The organism is Ensifer sp. (assembly GCF_031989085.1).
Classification (GTDB): Bacteria; Pseudomonadota; Alphaproteobacteria; order Rhizobiales; family Rhizobiaceae; genus Ensifer.
Map to the genome: position 1 here is coordinate 2,600,264 of NZ_DALZXU010000001.1, position 25,354 is coordinate 2,625,617.

Consider the following 25,354-nt stretch of genomic DNA (forward strand, 5'->3'; position numbering starts at 1 on the left):
CTCCGTGGAAGCCGGCGGTACGCTCAGCCGGTGCCGACCAGAACGGCAATGCCCGCTGCGAGCCGGCGAAAGCCTTCGCGCGCGCCCTCGCTCATGTGCCGGGCCCTGAGCCAGGCATGGATCATCTGCGGCTCCTCGCGAAAGGTGACATCGACACCCGCGCTTGCCAGCCGCGCCGCATAGGTTCGGGCATCATCCCGCAACGGATCGAAAAAGGCGCCGGTGATGTAGGTCGGCGGCAGCCCGGAAAGATCCTTCTCGACCAGCGGTGCGGCAAACGGATTGCCGGCGGGCGCCTGCAGGATCTCCCGGTAGTACTTGGTATCGGCCGTCGTCAGGCCCGGCGCGTCGGACATCTCGACATAGGAACCGGAAACGAGATCGCCGCCGAGGCCCGGATAGATCAACGCCTGCCCGACGACACCGGGCAGCCGATCTGCCCGCGCCTTCAAGACGACCCCGGCCGCGAGATTGCCGCCGGCGCTATCACCGGCGATGACAACAGGTCGACCATCGGCCAGCAAAACCTGGAGAACCGCGTAACAATCCTCGAACGCGGCCGGCCAGACATGCTCCGGCGCCAGGCGGTAGTCGACACTGACGAGTTCGGCCCGGGCAAAATCGGCAAGCTCGGCGCAGATGGCATCATGGCTGTCGAGCGAGCCGACGACGAAACCGCCGCCATGAATGTAATAGATCCGGGTGTCGGTGGAGATCGTCGCCGGCCTGTAGCGCCGGATCGGAATGCGGCCGTCGACCAGCGCGTCCTCGCGCGTCAGGCCTTCCGGCGACGGCGCGTCGAACTCGGCACAGAGCGCATCGTACCATTTGCGCTGCTGCTCGATCGGCGCATCGACCGCGTCTGCAGGATAGAACGCCTCGCAGCGCTGGTGGAAGGCGAGGATGCCTTCCTCTGTCGGCATCGGTCTTGCCACGAGCTGATCCACAATCCGCCTCCCTGATGTGTCCGGCGCAAGTCTAACATTGCTCGGCCCGCCATCTGTCCGGAAACCGACATCGGCGCGAAAATCCCGCCGCAGTTGCGTTGTCGGGGATGACCGCTCTGCTGCGCTTGCAAGCACGCCGTGACAACGATTAACTCGTGCCATGGCCTTCACCTTCAGACAGTTGCAGTATTTCGTCGCCGTCGCCGAGCAGGGCTCGATCACCCGCGCGGCACAAAACCTGTCGATCTCGCAATCCTCGATCACCGAGGCGATCAAGGAGCTGGAAGGCGATCTCGGGGTCGAGCTGTTCGACCGGCATCCGCGCGGCCTGTCGATCACCCACAACGGCCATCAGTTCCTGCGCCACGCCACCAAGATTCTCTCCAGTGTTTCCGACGCCCGGCGCAGTTTTTCCGACAGCCGCGAAGAAACCGGCGGCAAGCTCAATCTCGGCGTCACCTCGCTGGTTGCCGGTTACGTGCTCTCCGATCTCCTGGCCCGCTACCGCCGCGCCTGCCCCGGCGTCGATGTCAGCGCCATCGAGGACAATGGTTCCTATCTCGAACACCTCTTGATCGGGGGCGAACTCGACGTCGCCGTCATGGTCATCTCCAATCTGCGCGACCGCATGGCGCTGCAGGCCGAGATTCTCGAGACCTCGCCCTACCGGCTGTGGCTGCCGATCGGCCATCCGCTTGTCAGCGCCGACATCATCTCCATCAGCGATATCGCCAAGGAGCCGCTGATCATGCTGACGGTCGACGAAATCGAGGAAAACACCGGCAAGTTGCTGTCGGCGCTCGGCGCCCGCCCTCATGTCGCCTTCCGCACCCGCTCCGTGGAAGCGGTGCGCAGCCTGGTGGCAACGGGTGCCGGCATCGCCCTTCTGCCCGATCTCGTCTATCGCCCGTGGTCGCTCGAAGGCGACCGCATCGAAAGCCGCGACGTCTCGGGCGCGCTTCCCGTCGTCCAGGTCGGCATGGTCTGGCGCAAGGGTTCCAGCCTGCCGCAATCGGCCCGCGATTTCGTCGGTATCGCCGAAGCGCTGCGCAGCGCCCGCCCGCGCTGACGCGCCCATCTTCGGCGCAGGCGCCTCCATCTCTTTGTTTTCACGCAATTCCGTACGCTACACCGCTGCGCACTGTTGCTGGAATTACTCCTGATATCGGCAAAACCGATAGCGGCATTCTGATTAATGAATTTGCGAATGCGGAGAAATCAAGGCACGCTTCAACCTGGGAACGAAGCCGTAAAATGCGGCTCTAAACTGGGAGAATTCAGATGAAGCAGATCCTGAAATCCTGTACCGCGCTGACCCTTTCGCTCGGCCTCGTGGCACCCGCTTTGGCGCAGGAACCGCTGAAGGAACTGGGCAAGGGCGAAGGCGAACTGTCGATCGTCGCCTGGGCCGGCTACATCGAGCGCGGCGAGACAGACAAGAACTACGACTGGGTCACCGACTTCGAAAAGCAGAGCGGCTGCAAGGTCTCGGTCAAGACGGCTGCGACATCGGACGAAATGGTGGCGCTTATGAACGAAGGCGGCTTCGACCTCGTCACCGCCTCTGGCGACGCCTCGCTGCGGCTCGTCGCCGGCAAGCGCGTCCAGCCGATCAATACCGATCTCATCCCCAGCTGGAAGACCATCGACGAGCGCATGCAGAATGCGCCCTGGTACACGGTCAACGGCGTTCACTACGGCACCCCCTATGTCTGGGGCCCGAACGTGCTGATGTACAACAAGGATGCCTTCAAGGGCGAGGCACCGAAGAGCTGGAATGTCGTTTTCGAGGAAATGACCCTGCCCGACGGCAAGTCCAACAAGGGCCGCGTCCAGGCCTATGACGGCCCGATCCATGTGGCGGACGCCGCCAACTACCTGATGAAGCACAAGCCCGAGCTCGGAATCAAGGATCCCTACGAGCTCAACGAGGACCAGTACAAGGCTGCCCTCGACCTGCTGCGCACCCAGCGCACCCTCGTCGGCCGCTACTGGCACGACGCGATGATCCAGATCGACGACTTCAAGAACGAAGGCGTCGTCGCCTCCGGTTCCTGGCCATTCCAGGTCAATCTGATGGAAGCCGAAAAGCTGCCGATCGCCTCGACCATCCCGGAAGAAGGCGTGACCGGCTGGGCCGACACCACCATGCTGCATGCCGAAAGCGCCCATCCGAATTGCGCCTATATGTGGATGGAGCACTCGCTGTCGCCGAAGGTTCAGGGCGACGTCTCCGCCTGGTTCGGCGCCAACCCCTCCGTCGGCGCCGCCTGCAAGGGCAACGAGCTCCTGACCGACGCCGGCTGCAAGACCAACGGCTACGAGGACTTCGACAAGGTCAAGTTCTGGAAGACGCCGGTGACGAAATGCGCAAGCCAGGGCGAGTGCGTACCCTATCACCGCTGGGTCTCCGACTATATCGGCGTCATCGGCGGCCGCTGAGCCTTAGCGACCGTATCGCAAGCATTTGCCCCTCACCCTGACCCTCTCCCCGCACGCGGGGAGAGGGAACGCCCCCGGCAAACCTGCCGGATGAGCTATGGGCGAGACGCCAACCGCAGGAACCCTTCGCCCCGCAAGCGGGGAGACGGTCGCGGCAGCGGATGAGGGGCTGGAATCCTGGAGCAATCTGATGTCCACCGCCGTACTTTTCGACAATGTTTCCCGCCACTTCGGCGCCGTGCGCGCCGTCGATGGTGTGAATCTCGAGATCGCCGAGGGCGAGTTCTTCGCCATGCTCGGCCCCTCAGGCTCCGGCAAGACCACGTGCCTGCGCCTGATGGCCGGCTTCGAGCAGCCGAGCGGCGGCCATATCGAAATCTTCGGCGAGACGGCCGAGGGCGTGCCGCCCTATCGCCGCAGCGTCAACACCGTATTCCAGGACTACGCCCTCTTCCCGCATCTCTCGATCCTCGACAACGTCGCCTATGGGCTGATGGTCAAGGGCGTCGGCCGCGAAGAGCGTCGCAAGGCGGCCGAGGACGCGCTCGCCATGGTCAAGCTGCCGAACTACGGCAGCCGCCGCCCCGGCCAGCTGTCCGGCGGCCAGCGCCAGCGCGTGGCGCTCGCCCGTGCGCTCGTCAACAAGCCGAAGGTCCTCTTGCTCGACGAGCCCCTCGGCGCGCTCGACCTGAAGCTGCGCGAGCAGATGCAGGAGGAGTTGAAAAGCCTGCAGAAGTCGCTCGGCATCACCTTCGTCTTCGTCACCCACGACCAGGGCGAAGCCCTTTCGATGGCCGACCGCATCGCCGTCTTCAACGATGGCCGCATCCAGCAGCTCGGCAGCCCCGAAGAAGTCTACAAGCAGCCGAAGACGCGCTTCGTCGCCGATTTCGTCGGCTCGTCCAACGTGCTGCCGGCAAAGCTCTGCCAGAAGCTGGGGGTCAGATCCGCCTACGCGAGCCTGCGTCCCGAAGCGATCGCGCTGTCGGCACCGTCCGAAGGTGCGCTCAGCCTCTCAGGCACGGTGGCCGCCCATAGTTTCCTCGGCGCGGTCAACCGCGTCGTCGTCGACGTCGATGGCGCGCGCATCGCGGTTGCAAGCCCCGCAGCACTTGCCGTTCCCACGATCGGCAGCCCCGTCACCATCAGCTTTGCGGCCAACGAGCTGCACCCGATGGAGGACGCATGACCGCCCTTGCTGAAAACCTCAACGCGGTCGACCGCCGCGGCGCGGCCGGGCGGCTGTCGGACTTCTTCTGGAAGCACCCGCATGTGCTCCTGACGGTGCTCCTGGCACCGCCGCTCCTGTGGCTCGGCGTCGTCTATGTCGGCTCGCTCTTTGCGCTCTTGCTGCAGAGCTTCTTCTCGATCGACGATTTCTCCGGCCTCATCAGCTACGAGTTCACGCTTGCGACCTATCGCCAGCTCCTCAGCGAAACCAATCTCGACATCATCCTTCGCACCGTCTCGATGGCGGCGATCGTCACCATCGCCTCGGCGCTCATCGCCTTCCCGATCGCCTATTACGCGGCACGGTATGCCCAGGGAAAATGGAAGGTGCTGTTCTATCTCGGCGTCATGCTGCCGCTCTGGTCGAGTTACCTTGTCAAGATCTATGCCTGGAAGCTGATCCTCGCCAAGGAAGGCATCGTCACCTGGTTCCTCGGAAAACTGCATCTGCAGTGGCTGCTTGACGCCTGGCTGTCGCTTCCCGTCGTTGGCGGCAACTCGCTCTCGGTCAGCTATACCGGCACCTTCATCGTCTTCGTCTATGTCTGGCTGCCCTTCATGATCCTGCCGATCCAGGCAGCACTGGAGCGCGTGCCGACCAACCTGATCGAGGCCTCCTCCGATCTCGGCGGCACGCCGGCCCAGACCTTCCGCCACGTGCTCTTTCCCCTGGCGCTTCCCGGCATCGTCGCCGGCTCGATCTTCACCTTTTCGCTGACGCTCGGCGACTACATCATCCCGCAGATCATCGGCTCGTCCCGGCTGTTCATCGGCCAGGCGGTCTATGCCCAGCAGGGCACGGCCGGCAACATCCCGCTTGCCGCCGCCTTCACCGTCGTGCCGATCGTCATCATGGGCGCCTATCTCTTTGTAGCCAAACGCATGGGGGCCTTCGATGCGCTCTGAACGCAACCGCTCCCCTCTCGGCCTGAAGATCGCGGCTGCCGCCGGCCTTGCCTTCATGCATGTGCCGATCCTCCTGATCTTCCTCTATGCCTTCACCACGGAGGAAAAGAGCTACCAGTTCCCGCCGCCGGGCCTGACGACGCAATGGTTTGCCGTCGCCTGGAACAGGCCGGATGTCTGGGCGGCGCTGACCCTGTCGGTCAAGGTCGCCTCGATCGCCACCGCGATTGCCTTGGTGCTGGGCACGCTTTGCGCCGCCGCCGTCAGCCAGACGCGGTTCTTCGGCCGCGAGACGATCTCGCTGCTGGTCATCCTGCCGATCGCGCTTCCCGGGATCATCACCGGCATCGCGCTGCGCTCGGCCTTCTCGATGGCGGAGATCCCGTTTTCGTTCTGGACCATCGTTCTCGGCCACGCGACCTTCTGCATCGTCGTCGTCTACAACAATGCGGTCGCCCGCTTCCGCCGCATCTCCGGCTCACTGATCGAGGCGTCGATGGACCTCGGCGCCGACGGCTTCCAGACCTTCCGCTACATCATCCTGCCGAACATCGGCACGGCGCTTCTGGCCGGCGGCATGCTCGCCTTCGCGCTTTCCTTCGACGAGGTGATCGTCACCACCTTTACCGCCGGCCAGCAGTCGACGCTGCCGATCTGGATGCTCGAAGAGCTCATCCGCCCGCGCCAGCGCCCGGTGACCAATGTCGTCGCCATGATCGTGGTGCTGGTCACCTTCCTGCCGATCCTCGGCGCCTACTACCTGACCCGCGACGGCGACCAGATCGCCGGCGCCGGCAAATGAACAAGACGTTCAAGGGAGAACAGACATGGACACCCAGCTTTTGATCGGATCGCGCTTCGAGGCCGGCACCGAAGCAGACGAGCTCATCCTCAACCCGCGCACCGGCGCAAAGATCATCGATCTTGCCGAAGCCTCGCACATGCAGGTCGAGGCGGCCGTCGACGCGGCGGAACGCGCCTTCGTCTCCTGGTCGATGACGACGCCGGGCGAACGCTCCGGCTACCTCCTGAAGATCGCTGACGCGATCGAGAAGAACGCCGATGATTTTGCAGCGCTCGAAGCGCTCAACTGCGGCAAGCCAATCAATGCCGTCAGGAACGACGAACTGCCAGCGATCGTCGACTGCTGGCGTTTCTTCGCCGGCGCCATCCGCAACCTGCATGCGCCGACGTCAGGCGAGTATCTGCCCGGACACACCTCCATGGTCCGCCGCGACCCGGTCGGCATCGTCGGCTCGATCGCGCCCTGGAACTATCCGCTGATGATGATGGCGTGGAAGCTGGCGCCAGCGATCGCCGGCGGCAACACCGTCGTCTTCAAGCCGTCGGAACAGACGCCGCTGACGGCGCTGAAGCTTGCCCGGCTGCTGGCCGACATCCTGCCGGAAGGCGTCGTCAACGTCGTCACCGGCCGCGGCGAAACCGTCGGCAATGCGCTCATCAACCATCCGAAGATCGCGATGGTCTCGATCACCGGCGATATCGCCACCGGCAAGAAAGTGCTGACGGCCGCTGCCAAGACGGTCAAGCGCACCCATCTGGAGCTCGGCGGCAAGGCCCCCGTCATCGTCTACGACGACGCCGACCTCGAAGCGGTCGTGAGCGGCATCCGCACCTTCGGCTACTACAATGCCGGCCAGGACTGCACCGCCGCCTGCCGCATCTATGCCGAGGCCGGCATCTACGAAAAGCTCGTCGCCGACCTGAGCTCGGCCGTCTCGACCATCCGCTACAATCTTGCCGACGATACCGAAAACGAAATCGGCCCGCTGATCTCGCGCCGCCAGCGCGACCGTGTCGCCAGCTTCGTCGAGCGCGCCGCCGACCAGAAGCACATCGAGATCACCACCGGCGGTGCGCCCGGCAGCGCCGACGGCTTCTTCTTCCAGCCGACGGTGATCGCCGGCGCCACCCAGGAGGACGAGATCGTGCGGCGCGAAGTGTTCGGCCCCGTTGTCTCCGTCACCCGCTTCACCGGCAACGACGATGCCGTCGCCTGGGCCAATGACAGCGATTACGGCCTCGCCTCATCCGTCTGGACCAAGGACATCTCCAAGGCGATGAAAGCCGCCTCGCGCCTGCAATACGGCTGCACCTGGATCAACACCCACTTCATGTTGACCAACGAGATGCCGCATGGCGGCGTCAAGCAGTCCGGTTACGGCAAGGACATGTCCGTCTATGCGCTGGAGGATTACACTGCCGTCCGTCACATCATGATCAACCACGGCTAGGCGTTCAGGCGTGGCGCGATGTCCGTTCGGCGGCGCCACGCCTGAAACCATGACAACGGGAGGAAATGCCATGTACCGCCGCCAATTGCTTGTCGCCTTGGGTGCTCTGGGTCTGAGTGCCGTTGTCCACGTGTCCCCAGGCTTTGCCGCCGAGGCGGCGCCTGATGTCGTCAAGGCCTATGTCGCCGCCTGGAATGCCCATGATGCGGGCAAGGCCGCCTCCTACTTTGCTGATGACGTCAGCTATTACGACGCCTCGGTCGGAAAGCCCGTCACCGGCAAGGATGCCGCCAAGACCGGCGTCATCGACAATTTCCTCAATGCGGCGCCCGACGCCGTCTGGACCATGAAGGGCGACCCGATCGCCGCCGGCGACAAGGTCTCCTTCGAATGGGAATTCTCGGGCACCAATTCCGGCGCCTGGGCCGACGGCACGGCGGCGACCGGCAAGAGCTTCAAGTTTACCGGCGCCTCGGTGTTCACGGTCAAGGACGGCAAGATCGCCGCGCAGAACGACTATTACGACGCCCTCGGCTTCTACAAGCAGCTCGGACTGCTGTAGCCGCGACAGCGCCCAGCCTTGACGAACCGCGAGGGAAGGCTCGCGGTTCGTCCTTCTTCCCCGGCCCGGGATCAAAACATGGTTGCAAAGTCACGAAATTACTTGCACCTGCTAAAATCATGAGTATCACGTTCACCTTATGAGTTTCTGACGGGGTTCAGACGGTGTATCGCATGCTCGCAACAAGGTTCGCTGCTTCGGTCGGGTTGCCGGCTGTGTCACGCTCACACCGGGTGACGCGATGACGGCGGCTGCGTCCGAAGCGCTCATGGAGACGGGCGGCATCAAGGTGCTCTCGTCCGCCTTTTCCGGCCCGCATGCCTGGTGCAACGAAAAGATGATGCTGTCGGACGACCTTGCCGATGGCATCGCGCTGCCCGAGTTCTTCGGCTCCGGCGCCTTCGACCAGGCGCTCGACATCTACGCTGCGGCATCTGGCGGCAGCGACCGCCGCGCGGTCGCCTCCATGTGGTCGCTCTATTATTTCTCGGCGCTGACGATCCCCTACATCGTTGCCCGCGTGCTCGATCACCAGGTGCTGCCGGTGTCGTTCGACCGCATGAAGGTGGCACTCGCCGAGGACGGCCTGCCGCGCGCCTTCGGTGTCGCCGATGCCGGAGACTGGCAGGCAAGCGACGACGAAGACGTCTTTGCCACCCTGGCGCCGCTGATGGGAGAGCACCTGCGCGAGGTCGTCGGCTACCTCAAGTCGAGCGGCGGCATCGCCCCGAAGCTCGCCTGGAACAACGCGGTCGTCTACATCGACTATGCGCTGCGCGCCGCCGGCGTCGAGCCGCTTCATGCCCAGGCCGAAGCCCTCACCGGCCGCAAATCCCTGCCCGACGGCTCGCCGAACCCCTTCTTCGATTGCCTGCGCCACGAGGAAGAGGACGGCGCACGCGTCTGTCGGCGCAAGATCTGCTGCCTGCGTTACCTGCTCCCGGGCGTGCGCAGCTGCGGCAGCCTCTGCGCCCTGCCCAGCCAACGGAAACAGTAGCTTGCTTCATCTCGCCTTGCGCTTCGCGACCCGTGCATTCCTGACGCTGCTCATTGCCCTGACGGTCTTCGCAGCACCTGTGCAAGCCGAGGGCAAATGGCCGATGACGGTCACGGGCGCGGCCGGACGCGAGGTGACGATCCCCGCGAAACCGAGTGCGATCCTGCTCGGCAGCGGCTTCAACCTGATCGCGCTTTCGCTCATTCACCCGGATCCCGTCAGCCTGCTCGCCGGCTGGTCCAGCGACATGAAGGGCGCCAATCCCGAGATCTACGAGAGTTTCCGCCAGAAGTTCCCCGCGATCGCGGACGTGCCGCTGATCGATGACGGCACGCTTCCGGGCCTGTCGAATGAAGCGCTGCTGACGCTCAAGGCCGACCTCGCCATCCTCGCCAACTGGCAGGCCGACACCGAGCCGGGCCAGCGCACGATCGACTACCTTACCAGCATCGGCGTGCCCGTTATCGTCGTCGATTTCAACAGTGACCCGCTCAAGACCACGCCGGACATGATGCGGCTTCTCGGCAAGATCCTGGAGCGCGACGAGCAGGCCGAAGCCTTCGCCCGCTACTACGAGGACAAGCTGGCCCTGATCCGCGCGCGTGTGGCCGCCAAGCCGGAGCCGCGGCCGAGCGTGCTGATGCATGCCTTCCCCAAGCCCGACCAGTGCTGCTGGGCCTTTGGCGTCGGCGGGCTCGGCGAATTCCTGACGATCGCCGGCGGCCGCAACATCACCGAAGACGCGCTGCCGCGAGCGGGGGGCACGGTGGGTGCCGAAGCCGTCATCGCCGCAAACCCCGAGGTCTATATCGCGACATCGTCTCCCGGCGGAACCTATAGCGGCTTTTCCATCGGGCCGGGCGTTGCAAGGGATGAGGCGCAGCAGACCTTGGCAGCGGCGGTCGAGGCGCCAGCCCTCTCCGGCATCGCGGCCGTCGAAGGCGGCCGTGTCCATGGCATCTGGAACTTCTTCAACGCCATCCCGCTCAACATCGTCGCCGCCGAAGCCTTCGCCCATTGGCTGCGGCCCGACATCTTTGCCGATCTCGACCCGGAAAAGAGCCTCGCCGAGATCAACGAGCGCTTCGCTGCCGTGCCCTTCGAAGGCACGTTCACCGTCAGCCTTGGTGCCGATTCCGCTCGCTAGAGGGTCAACTCTGGCCCCTGCATTCACAATCGGCGCAAGGGGTTGGCGAAAAGACCGGCGGCGCGAACGGCCAAATGCCGAAGGCGTGACCGCCGTGCGCACCCGGCGATGTTGCCACCTGCGGCTCACCCTATATAAGGGTCGATAGGGAGGAGCTTCATGCTTTGGTTGGTAGCGTTGGTTGGCGTGGCGGTCGTGTATCTGGCGGCGCGTTTCAGTCGCTTTCGTCGGTGGGCCGAGCCCATCCTGTCGGTCGCAGTGGCAATCGCCCTGCTCTCCGCCTTCATCGTCTGGATCAGCGACCGCAGCGAGCGCAAGTCGCCGGCACCCGAGCCGGTCGCAACTGAGCCTGTAACGCCTGCCGCCGAAAACATAGCGCTCACCGACATGACCTTCGAGCAGAGCCAGCCGGAGCGGAGCTTCCGCCTGCGCGGCACCGTCACCAACAACGGCGCGACGCCGCTTGAATATTTCCGGCTTGCCGTGACGCTCGAGGATTGCCCCGAAGACAGCTGCACCAAGATCGGCGACGACACGGCACTTTTGCTTTCGCGCGTGCCCGTCGGCCAGGCCAGGCCGTTCGAGACCTTCCTGACCTTCCCGAGCCGCGAGGGCGTAAGCCTGACGACGCCGAAATGGACCTACCAGGTGCTGGAAGTCCGCGGCGCCGCCAGCAAGTAGCGCGCCGCAGTATTCCTACGCTGCCGCCGCCGGCCGCAAGGCGGAGACGATCTCCGCCGTCGTCGTCAGCTCGGCAAATTCCGCCCTGAGCGTCGCGACATGCGCCCGGTGGATATCCCGCGCCGGGATCGTGCCGCCGGCACCATCCGGCTGGTCGAAACAGTCGCAGGCATCCTCCACCAGGATCACTCGATAGCCGAGATTGGCGCCGACCCGAACGGAGGTCGAGACGCACATGTCCGTCGAGATGCCGAAGAGCACGACCGTATCGACGCCGAGCCGGCGCAGGCGCAAGTCGAGATCGGTGCCGATGAAGGCGGCGTTGACGCTCTTGCTGACAAGCGGCTCGTCGCCCTCAGGCGCGAAACCCGGCCGTGGCGCGTTGCCGGGAGCACCGGGCGCAAGGGTCGAGCCCGGAGCGACACTGTCGTGGCGCACGTGGATGACCGGCCGTCCCGCCGCCCGCCACGAGGCGAGCAACGCGCGCCCGTTGTCATCGACGGCATCATTCCAGCGCGGCGGCCAGGGTGCCGCGTCGAACGCCTGCTGCATATCGATCGGGATCAGGACGGCATTGTCGGGAAGTCGCGGTGTGGTCATGGCTGAAGCTCCTTGGTTGCCTGAAGAAGCTAGCTGCCCTATCGTCCGGTTTCACTGGACAAGATGACGCCTGGCCGGACGAACTTCCGGCTTTGCGTGCATAGGGGCGACATATTGACAGACATGGATGAGAAAGACCGTTTGCTGGTCGCTGCGCTTCGACAGGATTCGCGTCAGAGCCTGGTGGCGCTCGCCCGCCATTCAGGCCTGTCGCGCAGTGCTGCCCACGAGCGTCTTCGGCGGTTGGAAACGAAGGGCGTGATTGCCGGATATACCATCCGCCTGGGGATCGAGGACAAGGCACCGGTGGTGCGCGCGCTGATCGCCGTCTCCTTCCAGCCCGGCAAGAACTGCGATCACATCGTGCCGCATCTGGCCGGCATGCCGCCTGTCGTCAGTTGCTGGTCGCTTGCCGGCGAGACCGACCTGATGCTCCTGATCGAATGCGCCTCGAACGGCGATCTCGACACCATCCGCCGACAGATTTCGCTGATCTCGGGCGTGGCCACGGTGCAGACCCATGTGGCGCTGCGCACTCATTTCGACCGACAGGAGTAATCGCGCACTGGCGCACCACGACGGCGGGCACTTTTCCGGCCCCAATCCGCCGCTGGGCCATGGAGCCTCATTCCTGTGCTCGTCACAGAAATCCAGCGACGGCGCGTCCGCGCCGTCAGCCATAGGCTTCGCCAAGCCGCAGTGTTCGAATGTCTCTCACACCGCCGCAGCGGCAACGCTCCCACCCTGCGCAGCTGCCGACGACACAAGGGTCGGCCGGCTGATCTCGTCCAGATACCAGTTGATGTATCTGAGCTCGTTCTGCTCCATCGGCGCGATCGGCCCCGGCACGAAATAATGCGAGCGCACGCCGCGCGAGGTGTGTTCGATGATCGTCTTGTCCTCGTCCGTCGTCACCGTCCACAGCCAGATGAGCTTTTCGAGGTCGTAGTCGCGCCCCGCCTCGGCCTTGCCGTCGACGAGCCAGATCAGTTCCATCTCGCAGGTGCCTGCCGTCTTCGGAATGAAGCGGTAGATCATGCCGTGATCGGGATAGCAGACCAGGAATGTCGTGCCGCCGAGATGGATGGAGGTGACGCCGCCGTCGAAATCGCTGAAGCGGCCCATCAGGGTGCTGAGCGGCTGGCCGTCCTTGCTGCCGGTCTTGACGCCGTCATAGAGCGCATAGCGAAAAGCGTGCACCGTCTCCTTGCCGCCGGCCGAGGACTGCCAGTGATCGCCGGAGCCGACCTCGATGCCGAGCGCGCAGGTGCGCTCCTCCATCCGGGCGTTCAGTTCCTCGATCATGTGCAGTGGCTGTTCCAGCGCGTGGGTTTCGGAATATTCCGGATGGGCCGGGCCGCAATGGTAACACTCGACATAGTTCTCGACAGCGAGCTTCCAGTTGGCATCAACGGGATAGGACTGCCGGTGCGCGACCTTGGCTTCCGCCCAGCCATATTGGCCGCAAGTGGCATGCAGCAGGTTCTCGACCTCGGTAAAGTCGAGCGGCTGTTCGGCGAAGGAAATGAAGATCAGCCCTTCCACCACGCGCACGTGAAGCTTCTTCAGCCCATGATCCTCGCGCTTGAAGTCCTTCGGCATCAGCCTTGCTGCCTTCAGCGCCCCGTCATTGCCATAGGTCCAGGCGTGATAGGGACAGACGAAGGCGCGGGCATTGCCCTTGTCCTTGGTACAGACCTCGGCGCCGCGATGACGGCAGACATTGAGCATTGCATGGATCGCGCCGGTGGCGGTGCGGGTGACGATCACCTGCTCGGAGGCCATGCGAAAGACTTCGAAATCATTGGGGTTGGGGATCACGCTTTCATGCGCCACGCAGTGCCAGTGGCGGCGGAACACCCGGTCGAGATCGCGCTCGTAGATATCCTCGTCGTGGTAGAAGGCGCGGACGAGCCCATGGCCCGGCCGATGCGCGGCGACCAGCTGATCGATGCGGTCGCCCGCTATGGCGGTATTGGAAAGGTCCGATGCGAACATGGGCCTGAACTCCCGAAAGATGGACCGGAAGAACCGCGTTCCGGCGCGCGCATTTTCGTTGTGCCTCGAAAGGCCCCTCATCCGCCTGCCGGCACCTTCTCCCCGCAGGCGGGGCGAAAGGACATCGCAGCACCCACTCGTTCCCCAACTCCATTTGCGGCTCTGCCATTTCGACGACTGCCATCGTATGGCAAGCATGCCGCATTCTCGTCCCCTCGCCCCGCCTGCGGGGAGAGGGTCAGGGTGAGGGGCAACCCCAAGCGCGAGTTCACATCCTCACCCGCTCGGAGCGCGGATCGTACATCGCCTTCAGCGACGCCTCGGCCTTGACCCGCGTGCCGGCGATCTCGATCTCGAAGCTTGAGCCGAGCACATCGGCATCGCTCTCGCCTTCCGACGGCACGTAACCGAGGCCGATGGCGCCGCCGAGATGGTGGCCGTAATTGCCCGAGGTGATGGTGCCGACGATCTTGCCGTCGCGCACGATCGCCTCGTTGTGGAAAAGAAGCGGTTCGGGATCGGTGAGACGAAACTGAACCAGCCGGCGCGACAGCCCGCGATTGTGCTTGGCGAGTACAGCCTCGCGGCCGATGAAATCGCCCTTGTCGGGCTTGACGGCAAAGCCGAGCCCGGCTTCGAGCACGTGATCCTCGTCGGTGATATCATGGCCGAAATGGCGGAATGCCTTCTCGATGCGGCAGCTGTCGAGCGTGTGGATGCCGCAAAGCTTCAAGCCCAGATCCTGGCCCGCCGCCTCCAGCGTCTCGAATACATGCGCTGTCTGGTCGGTGGAGACATAAAGCTCCCAGCCGAGTTCGCCGACATAGGTGACGCGGTGCGCCCGAGCCAATCCCATGCCGATCTCGATCTCGCGCGCCGTGCCGAAGGGATGGGCCGCATTGGAGAAATCGTTCGGGCTCACCTTCTGCAGGAGATCGCGTGCCTTCGGCCCCATGACGCAGAGCACGCTTTCCCCGGCTCCGACATCGGTGATGACGACGAACTCATCGCGCACATGCTTGCGCAGCCAGGCAAGATCGCGCTGCAGCGTGGCGCCGGGCACCACCAGCAGGAACGCCGTCTCAGAAAGACGCGTCACCGTCAGGTCGCTTTCGATGCCGCCGCGACCGTTGAGCATCTGGGTGTAGACGATGCGGCCGGCCTCCACGTTCATCTCGTTGGCGCAGAGCCGCTGCAGGAAGGATAGCGCATCGCGCCCCTCCACCCGGATCTTGCCGAAGGAGGTCATGTCGAACAGGCCGACGCCATTTCGCACGGCGAGGTGTTCGGCCTTCTGGTTTTCGAACCAGTTCTGTCGCTTCCAGGAATAGCGGTATTCGCGCTCCTGGCCGTCATTCGCAAACCAGTTGGCCCGCTCCCAGCCGGCGACTTCGCCGAAGACAGCACCGCGGGCTTTCAGGTGTTCATGCAGCGGCGAGCGGCGCACGCCGCGGGCCGTCGCCATCTGGCGATAGGGGAAATGATCGGCATAGAGCAGGCCGAGCGTCTCGGAAACGCGATCCTTGAGGTAGGCGCGGTTCTTCTGGAACGGCTGCGCCCGGCGGATATCCACTTCCCAGAGATCGAAGGGCGGCTCGCCGTCGTTCATCCACTGGGCCAGCGCCATGCCGGCGCCGCCAGATGAAACGATGCCGATCGAGTTGTAACCGGCCGCGACCCAATAGCCTTTCACCTCCGGCGCTTCGCCGAGATAGTAGCGGTCGTCAGGCGTGAAGCTTTCAGGGCCGTTGAAGAAGGTATGGATGCCGGCCGTTTCCAGCATCGGCATGCGGTTGACCGCCATTTCGAGGATCGGCGAGAAATGATCGAAATCGTCGGGCAGCTGGTCGAAGCAGAAGTCCTCGCGGATACCCTCCATGCCCCAGGGCTTGGCCTTGAGCTCGAAGGCGCCGACCAGCATCTTGCCGGCATCCTCCTTGTAATAGGTGCATTCGTCCGGCACGCGCAGCACCGGCAGGCGGGTCAAGTTGGGGATCGCCTCGGTGACGATGTAGAAATGCTCGCAGGCATGCAGCGGCACGGTGACGCCCGATTGCCGCGCAAACTCGCGGCCCCACATGCCGGCGCAGTTGACGACATGATCGGTCTCGATCGTGTAGGTCTCGCCGTTCTGCTCGCAGGTGACCCCCGTCACCCGGCCGTCCTTCTTCAGAACGGCCGTGACCTTGACGCCTTCGATGATCGTCGCACCGTTCTGGCGCGCACCCTTGGCGAGCGCCATGGCGATGTTGGCCGGGTCGCACTGGCCGTCGAGCGGCAGATGCACGGCGGCCTTCACGTCGGAAGTGTTGAGGTGCGGATACATCGCCTTCACCTCGTCGGGCGTGATCTCGCGCACGTCGACATTGAAGGCACGCGCCAGCGATGCCTGGCGATAGATCTCTTCCTTTCGCTCCTCCGTCAGCGCCACGGTGATCGAGCCGTTCTGGCGCATGCCGGTGGAAATGCCGGTTTCGGCCTCCAGCTTGACGTAGAGGTCGGCGGAATATTTCGCCAGCCGCGTCATGTTCTGCGAGGCGCGCAGTTGGCCGATCAGGCCGGCCGCATGCCAGGTCGTGCCCGAGGTCAGCTGCTTGCGCTCAAGCAGCACCACGTCGGTCCAGCCGAGCTTGGCCAGGTGATAGGCGACGGAACAGCCGGAGACGCCGCCGCCGATGATGACGGCCCGGGCTTTCGAGGGGATGGGCTTGGTCATGCGCGCAGTCTTTCATTGGAGGGATCCCAGAGCGGCTGGTCGGCCTCGACGGTCGCCTTGAAGCGATCACCGAAGATCTCGACCTCGATCTCGTTGCCGGGCACGGCGAGATCGGCCCTGAGCATGCCGAGCGCGATCGACTTGCCGACGCGGTAGCCCCAGTTGCCCGAGGTGGTCTCGCCGACCACCTGGCCGTCCGACCAGAGCGTCGACATATAGGGCGCATCGCAGCCGTCGGCGGCGACCGTCAGGGTGACGAAGCGCTTGGAAACGCCCTGCTGTTTCTCGCGCTCCAGCGCCGCCTTGCCCTTGAAGCCCGGCTTTGCCCAGTCGACGAAGCGCTCGAGCCCGCCCTGCAGGATGGTGTAGTCGGTCGACAGGTCACCCTTCCAGGCGCGGTAGCCCTTCTCGATGCGCAGGCTGTCGAGCGCCTCCATGCCGAAGGGTTTCAGGCCATGTTTCTCTCCAGCGGCCCAGACGGCATCGAAGATGACCGCGGTGTCGTCCACCTTGGTGTGGATCTCCCAACCGAGTTCACCGGCAAAGGAGACGCGCACCAGCTGGCAATAGCGCCCGGCGATTTGCGCCGTCTGGTGCGTGAGCCAGCCCTTGGCGAGATCCGCGTCGCTGACCTCGGCGAGGATGTCGCGCGATTTCGGTCCCGTCAGGATCTGGCAGCTGAATTGCGTGGTGACGTCGTCGAGCGTGAAGGCGGCATCCGCAGGCAGATGTTTTTGCAGCCATTCGAGATCGTGCCACTGCGCCGTTGCCGCCGTGATCAGGAAGAAGAAATCCTCATCCAGCATCATGACCGACATTTCGGTGACGATGCGGCCCTTGTCGTCGGAGAAATAGGCAAGGCCGATGCGGCCGGGCTTCGGCACGCGCCCGGTGATCAGGCCTGCGAGCCACTCGGTCGCGCCCTTGCCCCTCACCCGGAAGCGCGAGAAGCCCGGCAGGTCGAGGATGCCCGCCGCATCGCGCACGGCGAGGCATTCCTCCTCGATGCGCTTGGCCCATGGCCCTGCCCGGCCCCAGGTCTGCGTCGCCTCTTCCGAGGTGTCGTCGCCGGGCTTGGCATACCACATCGCGCGTTCCCAACCGTTATAGGGCTTGAACTGCGCACCGAGCGCCGCAATCCGGTCGTGGATCGGCGACAGCTTCTTGCCACGGCCGGCCGCCCAATAGTGCTTGGGAAAATGCATCGCATATTCGTGGCCGTAGATCTCCATGCCCTTGGCGATGCAATAGTCCTGGTCGGTATAGTCGGTGTAGCGCCGGGGGTCGCAGGACCACATGTCCCACTCCGTCTGGCCCTCGGTGATCCATTCGGCGAGCACCTTGCCGGCACCGCCCGCCTGGCAGATGCCGAAGGTGAAGACGCAGGCCTCGAAGGCATTGGGCACGCCAGGCATCGGCCCGATCAGCGGATTGCCGTCAGGCGCATAGGGGATCGGGCCGTTGATGATCCGTGACAGCCCGGCGGTTCCGAGGATCGGCACGCGCTCGACGGCATCGTTCAGGTACCATTCCAGCCGATCGAGATCGTCGGGGAACAACTGGAAGGAAAAATCCTCCGGCATCGGGTCGTCGGGTGTTGTCCAGTGGGCGCGACAGTTGCGCTCATAAGGCCCGAGGTTCATGCCGTTCTTCTCCTGCCGGAGATAGTAGGAGCTGTCGACGTCGCGCAGGAGCGGCAGCTTGTGGCCGGCTTCCTTCGACCAGGCGGCGAGCTCCGGGATCTCGTCGAACAGGATGTACTGATGGCTCATCACCATCATCGGCACGTCGCGGCCGAACATCTTGCCGACCTCGCGGGCATAATAGCCGGCGGCGTTGACGACGTATTCGCAGCGGATTTCACCCTGCGGCGTGGTGATCACCCACTCGTCGTTTTCGCGGCGCGCCGCCGTGACGGGACAGAAGCGGATGATCTTCGCGCCCATGTCGCGCGCGCCCTTCGCCAGCGCCTGCGTCAGCTGGGCCGGGTCGATGTCGCCGTCATAGGGGTCGTAGAGTGCGCCGGTCAGGTCATGGGTTTCGAGGAACGGATAGCGGCTGCGCATCTCCTCGGGCGAGAGGATATCGAGATCCATGCCCTGGTATCGGCCCATGCCGACGACGCGCTTGAACTCCTGCAGCCTCTCCTTCGAATGACCAAGCCGGATCGAGCCGGTGACGTGGTAGTTCATCGGGTAGTCGACCAGCGCGCCGAGATCGCGATAGAGCGAGGCGGAATAGCGCTGCATGTTCATGATCGACCAGGATGACGAGAACGTCGGCACGTTGCCGGCCGCATGCCAGGTCGAACCGGCCGTCAGCTCGTTCTTTTCCAGAAGCACGCAGTCGGTCCAGCCGGCCTTGGCAAGATGGTAGAGCGAGGAAGCGCCGATCGCTCCCCCGCCGATGATCACGACACGCGCGTGAGACGGCAAATTCGACATGCACTGTTCCCTCGTTTTGCCGGAATTCTTGCCGTTGAAACGATGCGCCATCAAGCGATGGAAACAGGCTTTATTGATCGATGAATTCGATTAGATTGGACCGACCTTCAAAACCGGACAAGGCGCCGATGCAAGTCGACCTGATCGAAACGTTCCTGGACCTGATGGAGACCCGCTCCTTCAACCGCACCGCCGAGCGGCTGAACATCACCCAGTCCACCGTTTCCCACCGCGTCAAGGCGCTGGAGGCGCAGTTCAACCGCAAGCTCTTTACCCGCAACAAGGGCGGAACCGTACCGACGGCCGCCGGCCTCAGGTTTCTGGATTACGCAAAAGCGCTTCAAAACCAATGGCATGAGGCAACGCGCGCGGTCAGCAGCGCCGGCGCGCTGGAGCGCTCGATGCGGCTCGGCATCCAGCACGACCTCGCCGAGGCCTTTGCCGGCGCATGGCTCGCCACCATCAGGCAGGAGCTGCCGACCACCGAGATCTACATGGAGGCGGACTATTCCAACCAGATGAACCGGGATCTCGGCGCGGGCGATCTCGACCTCGCCTTGCTCTATACGCCGCATTATCTGCCCGATCTTCATTATGAACGGATCGGCGATCTGCATTACGTCATGGTCAGCAGCGATGCCGCTTCGCTGGCGGATATCAGGATTGAGACCTATGTCCAGGCGATCTATTCGCCGGCCTTCGATCGCGCTCACCGCCTCGCCTTGCCGCATCTCTCCGCAGCACCGGTGGCGTCAGGCCAGAACATGGCGATCACCATGCTGCTGCATTCTCTCGGGGGGGCCGCCTATGTCACCGTCGCGACTGCCGACCGGCTCGTCCAATCGGGCCGGGCCACTGTCGTTGCCGACGCGCCTGTGATCCCGCAGGCGGTCTATGCCGCCACCAGCCTTCGCACACGCCACGCCCACCAGCACCGCAAGATCATCGCCGCCATGCAGGCGCTGCTTTCCGCAGGCAGCGAGGCGGCGAACTGAAGCTAGGCCATGCGGCGCTGGATCAGCCGCTGCAGGACCATCAGGATGGAAACGATCGCCAGATAGTAGACGAGTGCTGCCGAATACCATTCGACGAAGCGGAAGCTCGAGGCGATCGCGTCATTGACGACCGCCATGATCTCCCGCATCGAGATGACATAGGCAAGCGACGTCAGCTTGATCAGATTGATGAACTCGTTGACGAGCACCGGCATGACGATGCGCAGGGCCTGCGGCAGGACGACGAGGAAGAAGGTCTGCAGCCGGTTGAGCCCGAGCGCGCGTGCCGCATCGGTCTGGCCCTGGCCGATCGCCGAAAGCGCGCCGCGCATCGCTTCGGCCATGTAGGCGGTGGTGACCAGCGTGAAGGCGATGAAGGCGGCGGCAAACGGCGTGTACCAGGGCGCCCGCGTCAGGCCCGGAAAGAGCTGCGGCGCACCGTTCCATACGATCAAGAGCACGAGGATCAGCGGGGCCGAGCGAAACAGCCAGACATAGACTTGGGCCGCCGTGCGGCGTACCGCTGCCATCGAGTTCAAGGCGACGGCAAGCGGCAGGCAGAGCAGGAACGAGGCGGCCTGCACTAGAATGGAGAGCAGGATGGCGATCGCCGCCCCCTGCAGCATCACCGGCATGGTCAGGGCATCGAAAAACAGTTTGGTGTCAAAGTTCATGCCCTGCCCGCTTCCCTGGGTTAAGCTAGCGCGGGATGCGGGCGGAAAACCGCCACACGTTTCCCCATCCCGCCCTCAAGCATCAACGATCGTAATCGACGTCGAACAGCGCCGGATCGAGGCCGTATTTCTTGGCGACGCCGGCAAAGAAGCCCTGATCCTTCAAGGTCTTCAGGCCCGCCTTGATCTGGGCGGCATCGCCGCCCTCGCGCCGGGAGTAGATGCCGTAGGTGAAATCCGAAGCCCAGGTGTAGGGAAGCTGCAATGTCCCATCGGAGCGCGAGGCGCGGTATGCGCCTTCGGCTTCCTCGGTCATCGTCGCATCGACACGGCCGACGAGCACCTGCTGGTAAGCCGCCTGCTGGGTCGGATATTCCTGCACCTCGACCGGCGGCTGCCCCTTGGCGGCGAGCGCCTTGTTCAGGGGCTCGATCCGCTCTTCCTTGTAATAAGCGCCGGCTTCGAGCGCGATCACCTTGCCGCTCAGGTCTTCCGGCACCTTGATGGCGTCGCTGCCGACCTTGGTCACCATCGCCGTTGCCGATTTCATGTAGGAGACGCCGTCATAGGTCTCGCGGCGCTTTTCGTTGATGTAGATGCCGCTGATGATCATGTCGCAGCGCCCGGCGCCGAGCGTCGGCAAAAGGCCGGCAAACTCCGTGACGGTATAGCTGACCTTGGCGTTCCAGAGACCGGCAAGCGCCTCGACGATTTCGATGTCGATGCCGCTCGGCTTCGCATCCGCCGGGCTTACCTTGAAGGTGAGCGGCGGAAAGGCGGCTGTGGTGCACACGCCGATATCACCGTCCGTTGCAAAAGCCGGCGGCTCCGCCTGGGCAAGTCCTGCAGACAGCAGGATAGTGGCGAGAAGGGTTGCATGCGATGCCAGTCTGATCATCTCTATTCCCCTCGATTTAGGTTGGTGAAACGCGCCCGACGATGTCGCCATAGGTCTGGCTGTCGAAGGCGGGAAGGATGAGCGGGTCGACGAACCCGTCGCGCCGCGCCGTCAGCACGTATTGCATCATCGACGCATTGTCGGGCATCTCGAAAACCTGGACGAAATCGTAGGTTCCGAGCGTGGCGTAGAAGGCGACCGAGCGGCCGCCGAGCGATGAGACGCGATCTTCGCTCACCTTGCGCCGCGCGCCGCTGTCGGCAAGTTCGGCCAATCCCTTGGCCGTCAGCTTCATCAGCGAGATATATCTTTGCATGGGGCATCATTCCGTTGGAACGGTTGGCAGAACGCTTTGAAATGGGGATGTGTTGTCGGCGCTAGCCGCTGGCTTTGGCCAACCCGGCAATGACGGCGTCGCTGGCCGAGACCGTGCCGAAAATGCCGTTCTCGATCGAGATCATGTTGATCGCCGCTTCATGCGCCCATTGCTCGCCGCTGGCGCAGCAATCCGAGATCGTCAGGCACTGGAAATTGCGATCGCAGGCCTCGCGCAGCGTCGTATGCACGCAGACATCGGTGGTGCAGCCGGTAAAGAGCATATGGGTGATGCCCCGCGCCCGCAGCACGTGTTCGAGATCCGTATAGGTGAACGAGCTGTTGCAGGTCTTGTCGACGATGACGTCGCTCTCCGCGACATCGAGCTCGGGCAGCAACTGGAAGCCGGGGCTTGAGCGCAGAAGCACCTGTGTGTTTTCAAGGCCCGAGCGCTTGCGCCGCCATTTCTCGTAAGGGGTCATGTCGGCGAGGTCGGCGCGATAGCCCTGGCGCGTATGGATGATCAGGCACCCGGCCTGCCGCGCGGCCGAGATCACCCGGTTGACCGCCGGCACGATGGCGGCGAGCGGCGCCGGATCGTAACCCATGGAGGCGAAGTAACCATTGGGCGAGCAGAAGTCGATCTGAAGGTCGATCACCATCAGCGCGGTCTGCGACGGCACCAGCTTGCCATCATAAGGAAAATCAAATGGTTGCGCTGCGATCATGGTGTTACTCCCTCTCTCCGATCCGGACCATAGGAGCAAAAATCGATTGGGAATAGCGATTTTTTATGCTTGATATTGTGCAGTTTTACTAAACAATTGTGGATAGCGGAAACGCATCAATCCGCGGCAGATCAGGGTTCGGAGGACGAATGAAAGCGCTGCACTTCCTGCCCTATATCAGGGTCTTCGAAGCCGTTGCCCGGATCGGATCGGTGCGCCAGGCAGCCGATGAGCTCGGCCTCAGCCCCGGTGCCGTATCGCTGCAACTGCGCCGGCTTTCGGAGACGACGGGACTGACGCTTCTGGAGAAATCGGGGCGCAATATTCGCCTGACCGCGGCGGGGCGCGATTTCGCCCAGACCGTCTCCCACGCCATCGGCAATCTTGCGGTTGCCGTCGAAAACAATGCGGAACGGCAGCTCGAAAACCAGCAGACGAAGCTGACGGTCGCCTTGCCGCCGGCGCTCGCAATCGCCTGGATGGCGAGCCTGCTGGTGCAATTCGCCGATGCGCGCGGGGTCAGCGATCTCGCCATGCGCAGCTGTATCCGCGCAGGCGACGTGCAATGGGACGATGTCGACCTGGCTGTGGTCTACGACAATCCACCCTTCAACGGGCTGTGGTGGCAGGTCGTCAGCGACGTGAAACTCAGGACCATCTGTTCGCCGCTTCTTTTTCCGCGGCTGGAAGGGTCGCATCGCGACCGCAAACTGCGCGACGTCACATTGCTGCACGAGGATGACGGCCGGGAATGGTCACGCTGGGCGGCCGCCGCGCGTATATCGCTGGAAGGCAGCCGCAGCGTCCGCGTCCCTTCCGTCGCCGTCGCGGTGGCGTCCGCCCTGCAGGGACAGGGCATCGCTCTCGTCTCCGATGTGTTGACCCGCTCCTACCTGCAGGAGGGCCGGCTGATCCAGCCGTTCGCAACGGCGATCCCGGCATCGGCAGGCTATTACCTCCTCTGCCCGACGGAAAAGGCCGAGGCACCGCTGATCCAGGCGCTTGCCCACCAGATCGCCGCCCACCTGCGCGGCGACTGAGGTCGTCGGTTTCAGTAACGCCCTTTGAGCTGCGCCTTCAACCGGGCGGCATCATCCTCGGTGACACCGGGTGGTGCGACCATCTGCATCCAGGCATCGATGTAATGTTCCGGCGCATAGACGTGGCCGTAGCCGATCGGCGTCGTCGTGGCCATCGCCATGTCGGCCAGGAGCTGGAACATGGTCACGACAGGGTACCACCTGAGCGCCGGCGAAACGTCGGGCCCACGCGGCGCCTTCATCCAGTCCGGTTCGCGGTAGAAGGAATACGGATCGAAGAAGGTGATCGGATCGCTGGCATACTGCAGGTAGACGATGCGGACATTGCCCCATTCCGCGCCCGGGATAGCGAGTGTGTTTTCCTGGTTGGTGAAGCGGATGACCGAGCCATCGCGATAGAGCGGGCGCCATTCCGGCGAGCCCGGATTGCGGTTGCCGGTGATCTGCAGCCATGTCTTTGTCGGGAACGGCGAGCCGACCCAGAGCGCGCCCTGGAACGGATCGCTGATGATATCGAACGGATCGACCGAACCTTGCGAATTCATCGAGCCGAGGCTGAGGCCGTAGAGGTAGAGCCGCGGGCGCTTGTCCTTCGGCAGCGTCGTCCAATAGCCATAGACCGCGTCGAACAGCGCATCGGCGGTCTCGGCGCCATATTCCGGTTCGACCAGCAGCGAAAGCCAGCTCGTCAGGTAGGAATATTGTACTGCGACGCTCGCGACGTCCCCCTTCAACAGATATTCGAGCGAATCGACACCCGGCGGGTCGATCCAGCCGGTACCGGTCGGCACGATGACCACAAGGTTGGAGCGCTCGAACCCGCCGACACGTTTCAGCTCGTCGAGCGCGAGCTTGGCACGCTCCTTCGCCGTCTCGGCCGAGTTGAGCCCGGCATAGACGCGCAAGGGCTCCTTGGCTTCGCCACCGAAGAAGGTGCCGATATCCCCGGCGCTCGGTCCGGAGGCGATGTACTGCCGCCCCTGCCGGCCGAGTTCGTCCCAGGTCATCAGCGACGCGCCGCTGCCCGTTTTCATCGGGTCGGTCGGTGGCGCCACATCCGGGTCGATCAGCGCGTCGAGCCGCTGGAAAGAGCTGTCGGCCGCATGCAGGGCGTAGCGGAAGATCACCCCGTCGGTCGCCGACCAGAACAGTGCGACGGCCGCGGCAATGGCGGCAAACTTTGCAAGCGGCCGGGTCAGCACATATTCGAAGCGCCTGGCGAGAAAGCGGAAGGTCAGCCGGAACAGGCGCGCCAGAAGCACGATGACGATGAAGACGACGGCGGCGATAAGGCCAAGCTTGAAGGGTTCGGCGCTCTCGACCGGCTCAAGACCCATGATCGTGCGCACGGTGTTCTGCCATTCGGCCGTGCGCCAGAGGAAAGTCAGCACCACCAGACTGCAGCCGAGTGCTGCCAAAAGCTTGACGATCAGCCCCGTCTTCGGCCGCACATCCGGCAGTTCGAGATAGGACCACAGCCAGCGCAGGAAGACGCCGATGGCATAGCCGGCGGACAACGACAGACCTGATATCACCGCCTGGATGACATAGGGACGCGGGATCAGGCTCGGCGTCAGCGAAGCGGCGAAAAACAATACGCCGACAATCAGACCCGTCGTCGAAAATGACGCCAAAAGCCCGGTCACGAACTGTGGAACGGGCCATCTCGCCCTGCGCGCACCCGTCTCTTGAAGGTGATCCATCGGCAGGCTCCTTGTTGTCGGTCAGTCATCGAGCGCGGCAGAGGCGGTGGCGCGCTGCCCGATTGATAGCCGCCCG

The 25,354-nt window shown here is 63.9% G+C and carries 23 protein-coding genes; 13 read left to right on the top strand and 10 right to left on the bottom strand.

All coding sequences use genetic code 11. The features are described 5' to 3' along the window. Positions 1-23 precede the first annotated feature (23 nt). Positions 24-947: an alpha/beta hydrolase gene (locus RTP54_RS12665; protein WP_409517105.1), complete on the bottom strand. Its 924-nt coding sequence runs from the start codon at positions 945-947 to the stop codon at positions 24-26. A 160-nt stretch (positions 948-1,107) separates the two neighbouring features. Here RTP54_RS12665 and RTP54_RS12670 point away from each other — a divergent pair, with 160 nt between their 5' ends. The 10 genes from RTP54_RS12670 to RTP54_RS12715 all read left to right on the top strand — a co-directional run bounded on the left by RTP54_RS12670 (position 1,108) and on the right by RTP54_RS12715 (position 11,167). Further along, positions 1,108-2,016 carry a LysR family transcriptional regulator gene (locus RTP54_RS12670; RefSeq protein ID WP_112810366.1) on the top strand — a complete coding sequence of 303 codons (909 nt, stop codon included), beginning with the start codon at positions 1,108-1,110 and terminating at the stop codon, positions 2,014-2,016. A 212-nt stretch (positions 2,017-2,228) separates the two neighbouring features. After that, positions 2,229-3,389, top strand: coding sequence for an ABC transporter substrate-binding protein (locus RTP54_RS12675; RefSeq protein WP_112810367.1), 1,161 nt, complete (start codon positions 2,229-2,231; stop codon positions 3,387-3,389). Between the two features lie 190 nt (positions 3,390-3,579). Beyond that, positions 3,580-4,578 (top strand): ABC transporter ATP-binding protein, encoded by a 999-nt coding sequence (locus tag RTP54_RS12680; protein WP_112818046.1) that lies wholly within the window; start codon positions 3,580-3,582, stop codon positions 4,576-4,578. Next, positions 4,575-5,525, top strand: coding sequence for an ABC transporter permease (locus RTP54_RS12685; protein WP_112810368.1), 951 nt, complete (start codon positions 4,575-4,577; stop codon positions 5,523-5,525). Before RTP54_RS12680 ends, RTP54_RS12685 begins: the two co-directional genes overlap by 4 nt. Then, positions 5,515-6,327 (top strand): ABC transporter permease, encoded by an 813-nt coding sequence (locus RTP54_RS12690; RefSeq protein ID WP_112810369.1) that lies wholly within the window; start codon positions 5,515-5,517, stop codon positions 6,325-6,327. The genes RTP54_RS12685 and RTP54_RS12690 overlap by 11 nt, the downstream gene beginning before the upstream one ends. 25 nt (positions 6,328-6,352) lie before the next feature. Next, positions 6,353-7,780, top strand: a complete 1,428-nt coding sequence (locus RTP54_RS12695) for a gamma-aminobutyraldehyde dehydrogenase (protein ID WP_112810370.1) — start codon at positions 6,353-6,355, stop codon at positions 7,778-7,780. A gap of 70 nt (positions 7,781-7,850) precedes the next feature. Then, positions 7,851-8,342, top strand: coding sequence for an ester cyclase (locus tag RTP54_RS12700; protein ID WP_312363017.1), 492 nt, complete (start codon positions 7,851-7,853; stop codon positions 8,340-8,342). A gap of 241 nt (positions 8,343-8,583) precedes the next feature. After that, entirely contained in the window at positions 8,584-9,339 is a 756-nt protein-coding gene (gene fhuF / locus RTP54_RS12705; protein ID WP_312363019.1) for a siderophore-iron reductase FhuF, read from the top strand. A 1-nt stretch (position 9,340) separates the two neighbouring features. Next, on the top strand, positions 9,341-10,486 hold the full coding sequence (locus RTP54_RS12710; protein ID WP_312363020.1) for an ABC transporter substrate-binding protein: 1,146 nt from the start codon (positions 9,341-9,343) through the stop codon (positions 10,484-10,486). Positions 10,487-10,645: 159 nt separating this feature from the next. Next, positions 10,646-11,167: a hypothetical protein gene (locus RTP54_RS12715; protein WP_112810373.1), complete on the top strand. Its 522-nt coding sequence runs from the start codon at positions 10,646-10,648 to the stop codon at positions 11,165-11,167. Positions 11,168-11,182: 15 nt separating this feature from the next. Here the strand turns inward: RTP54_RS12715 and RTP54_RS12720 are convergent, their stop codons facing one another. Then, positions 11,183-11,767 (bottom strand): cysteine hydrolase family protein, encoded by a 585-nt coding sequence (locus RTP54_RS12720; RefSeq protein ID WP_312363024.1) that lies wholly within the window; start codon positions 11,765-11,767, stop codon positions 11,183-11,185. A 123-nt stretch (positions 11,768-11,890) separates the two neighbouring features. Between RTP54_RS12720 and RTP54_RS12725 the strand changes: the two genes are divergently transcribed. After that, positions 11,891-12,325, top strand: a complete 435-nt coding sequence (locus tag RTP54_RS12725) for an Lrp/AsnC family transcriptional regulator (protein WP_312363026.1) — start codon at positions 11,891-11,893, stop codon at positions 12,323-12,325. Positions 12,326-12,481: 156 nt separating this feature from the next. Here RTP54_RS12725 and RTP54_RS12730 read toward each other — a convergent pair whose 3' ends face one another. From RTP54_RS12730 to RTP54_RS12740, 3 genes are all read right to left on the bottom strand, one after another. Next, positions 12,482-13,765 (bottom strand): aromatic ring-hydroxylating dioxygenase subunit alpha, encoded by a 1,284-nt coding sequence (locus RTP54_RS12730; RefSeq protein WP_312363028.1) that lies wholly within the window; start codon positions 13,763-13,765, stop codon positions 12,482-12,484. Positions 13,766-14,033: 268 nt separating this feature from the next. Beyond that, the gene (locus RTP54_RS12735; protein WP_312363030.1) at positions 14,034-16,481 is read right to left on the bottom strand and encodes an FAD-dependent oxidoreductase; all 2,448 of its coding nucleotides are present in this window, start codon (positions 16,479-16,481) and stop codon (positions 14,034-14,036) included. After that, on the bottom strand, positions 16,478-18,925 hold the full coding sequence (locus tag RTP54_RS12740; protein WP_312363032.1) for an FAD-dependent oxidoreductase: 2,448 nt from the start codon (positions 18,923-18,925) through the stop codon (positions 16,478-16,480). The genes RTP54_RS12735 and RTP54_RS12740 overlap by 4 nt, the downstream gene beginning before the upstream one ends. 128 nt (positions 18,926-19,053) lie before the next feature. On the opposite strand from RTP54_RS12740, the gene RTP54_RS12745 reads away from it, so the two are divergent. Then, positions 19,054-19,920 (top strand): LysR family transcriptional regulator, encoded by an 867-nt coding sequence (locus RTP54_RS12745; protein WP_112810432.1) that lies wholly within the window; start codon positions 19,054-19,056, stop codon positions 19,918-19,920. 2 nt (positions 19,921-19,922) lie between these two features. Here RTP54_RS12745 and RTP54_RS12750 read toward each other — a convergent pair whose 3' ends face one another. The 4 genes from RTP54_RS12750 to RTP54_RS12765 all read right to left on the bottom strand — a co-directional run bounded on the left by RTP54_RS12750 (position 19,923) and on the right by RTP54_RS12765 (position 22,535). Next, positions 19,923-20,594, bottom strand: coding sequence for an amino acid ABC transporter permease (locus tag RTP54_RS12750; protein WP_312363033.1), 672 nt, complete (start codon positions 20,592-20,594; stop codon positions 19,923-19,925). 82 nt (positions 20,595-20,676) lie between these two features. After that, complete coding sequence (locus RTP54_RS12755) at positions 20,677-21,492, bottom strand: transporter substrate-binding domain-containing protein (protein ID WP_312363034.1); 816 nt, start codon at positions 21,490-21,492, stop codon at positions 20,677-20,679. 16 nt (positions 21,493-21,508) lie between these two features. Then, on the bottom strand, positions 21,509-21,808 hold the full coding sequence (locus RTP54_RS12760) for a GYD domain-containing protein (protein WP_112810378.1): 300 nt from the start codon (positions 21,806-21,808) through the stop codon (positions 21,509-21,511). 61 nt (positions 21,809-21,869) lie between these two features. After that, the gene (locus tag RTP54_RS12765; RefSeq protein WP_312363035.1) at positions 21,870-22,535 is read right to left on the bottom strand and encodes an isochorismatase family cysteine hydrolase; all 666 of its coding nucleotides are present in this window, start codon (positions 22,533-22,535) and stop codon (positions 21,870-21,872) included. Between the two features lie 149 nt (positions 22,536-22,684). Between RTP54_RS12765 and RTP54_RS12770 the strand changes: the two genes are divergently transcribed. Continuing rightward, a complete protein-coding gene (locus tag RTP54_RS12770) occupies positions 22,685-23,575 on the top strand; it encodes a LysR substrate-binding domain-containing protein (protein WP_312363036.1) in 891 nt (296 codons plus the stop codon). Between the two features lie 11 nt (positions 23,576-23,586). On the opposite strand, the gene RTP54_RS12775 is transcribed toward RTP54_RS12770, so the two are convergent. Further along, on the bottom strand, positions 23,587-25,278 hold the full coding sequence (locus RTP54_RS12775; protein ID WP_312363037.1) for an alpha/beta-hydrolase family protein: 1,692 nt from the start codon (positions 25,276-25,278) through the stop codon (positions 23,587-23,589). Between the last annotated feature and the right edge of the window lie 76 nt (positions 25,279-25,354).

What these genes read in the sequence shown, in the direction of transcription:
- RTP54_RS12745 (WP_112810432.1), top strand. Translation starts at nt 19,054, where the DNA reads ATGCAAGTCGACCTGATCGAAACGTTCCTGGACCTGATGGAGACCCGC.
- RTP54_RS12720 (WP_312363024.1), bottom strand. Translation starts at nt 11,767, where the DNA reads ATGACCACACCGCGACTTCCCGACAATGCCGTCCTGATCCCGATCGAT.
- RTP54_RS12680 (WP_112818046.1), top strand. Translation starts at nt 3,580, where the DNA reads ATGTCCACCGCCGTACTTTTCGACAATGTTTCCCGCCACTTCGGCGCC.
- RTP54_RS12755 (WP_312363034.1), bottom strand. Translation starts at nt 21,492, where the DNA reads ATGATCAGACTGGCATCGCATGCAACCCTTCTCGCCACTATCCTGCTG.
- RTP54_RS12770 (WP_312363036.1), top strand. Translation starts at nt 22,685, where the DNA reads ATGAAAGCGCTGCACTTCCTGCCCTATATCAGGGTCTTCGAAGCCGTT.
- RTP54_RS12735 (WP_312363030.1), bottom strand. Translation starts at nt 16,481, where the DNA reads ATGACCAAGCCCATCCCCTCGAAAGCCCGGGCCGTCATCATCGGCGGC.
- RTP54_RS12765 (WP_312363035.1), bottom strand. Translation starts at nt 22,535, where the DNA reads ATGATCGCAGCGCAACCATTTGATTTTCCTTATGATGGCAAGCTGGTG.
- RTP54_RS12775 (WP_312363037.1), bottom strand. Translation starts at nt 25,278, where the DNA reads ATGGATCACCTTCAAGAGACGGGTGCGCGCAGGGCGAGATGGCCCGTT.
- RTP54_RS12760 (WP_112810378.1), bottom strand. Translation starts at nt 21,808, where the DNA reads ATGCAAAGATATATCTCGCTGATGAAGCTGACGGCCAAGGGATTGGCC.
- fhuF (WP_312363019.1), top strand. Translation starts at nt 8,584, where the DNA reads ATGACGGCGGCTGCGTCCGAAGCGCTCATGGAGACGGGCGGCATCAAG.
- RTP54_RS12730 (WP_312363028.1), bottom strand. Translation starts at nt 13,765, where the DNA reads ATGTTCGCATCGGACCTTTCCAATACCGCCATAGCGGGCGACCGCATC.
- RTP54_RS12750 (WP_312363033.1), bottom strand. Translation starts at nt 20,594, where the DNA reads ATGAACTTTGACACCAAACTGTTTTTCGATGCCCTGACCATGCCGGTG.
- RTP54_RS12725 (WP_312363026.1), top strand. Translation starts at nt 11,891, where the DNA reads ATGGATGAGAAAGACCGTTTGCTGGTCGCTGCGCTTCGACAGGATTCG.
- RTP54_RS12700 (WP_312363017.1), top strand. Translation starts at nt 7,851, where the DNA reads ATGTACCGCCGCCAATTGCTTGTCGCCTTGGGTGCTCTGGGTCTGAGT.
- RTP54_RS12740 (WP_312363032.1), bottom strand. Translation starts at nt 18,925, where the DNA reads ATGTCGAATTTGCCGTCTCACGCGCGTGTCGTGATCATCGGCGGGGGA.
- RTP54_RS12675 (WP_112810367.1), top strand. Translation starts at nt 2,229, where the DNA reads ATGAAGCAGATCCTGAAATCCTGTACCGCGCTGACCCTTTCGCTCGGC.
- RTP54_RS12690 (WP_112810369.1), top strand. Translation starts at nt 5,515, where the DNA reads ATGCGCTCTGAACGCAACCGCTCCCCTCTCGGCCTGAAGATCGCGGCT.
- RTP54_RS12670 (WP_112810366.1), top strand. Translation starts at nt 1,108, where the DNA reads ATGGCCTTCACCTTCAGACAGTTGCAGTATTTCGTCGCCGTCGCCGAG.
- RTP54_RS12695 (WP_112810370.1), top strand. Translation starts at nt 6,353, where the DNA reads ATGGACACCCAGCTTTTGATCGGATCGCGCTTCGAGGCCGGCACCGAA.
- RTP54_RS12715 (WP_112810373.1), top strand. Translation starts at nt 10,646, where the DNA reads ATGCTTTGGTTGGTAGCGTTGGTTGGCGTGGCGGTCGTGTATCTGGCG.
- RTP54_RS12685 (WP_112810368.1), top strand. Translation starts at nt 4,575, where the DNA reads ATGACCGCCCTTGCTGAAAACCTCAACGCGGTCGACCGCCGCGGCGCG.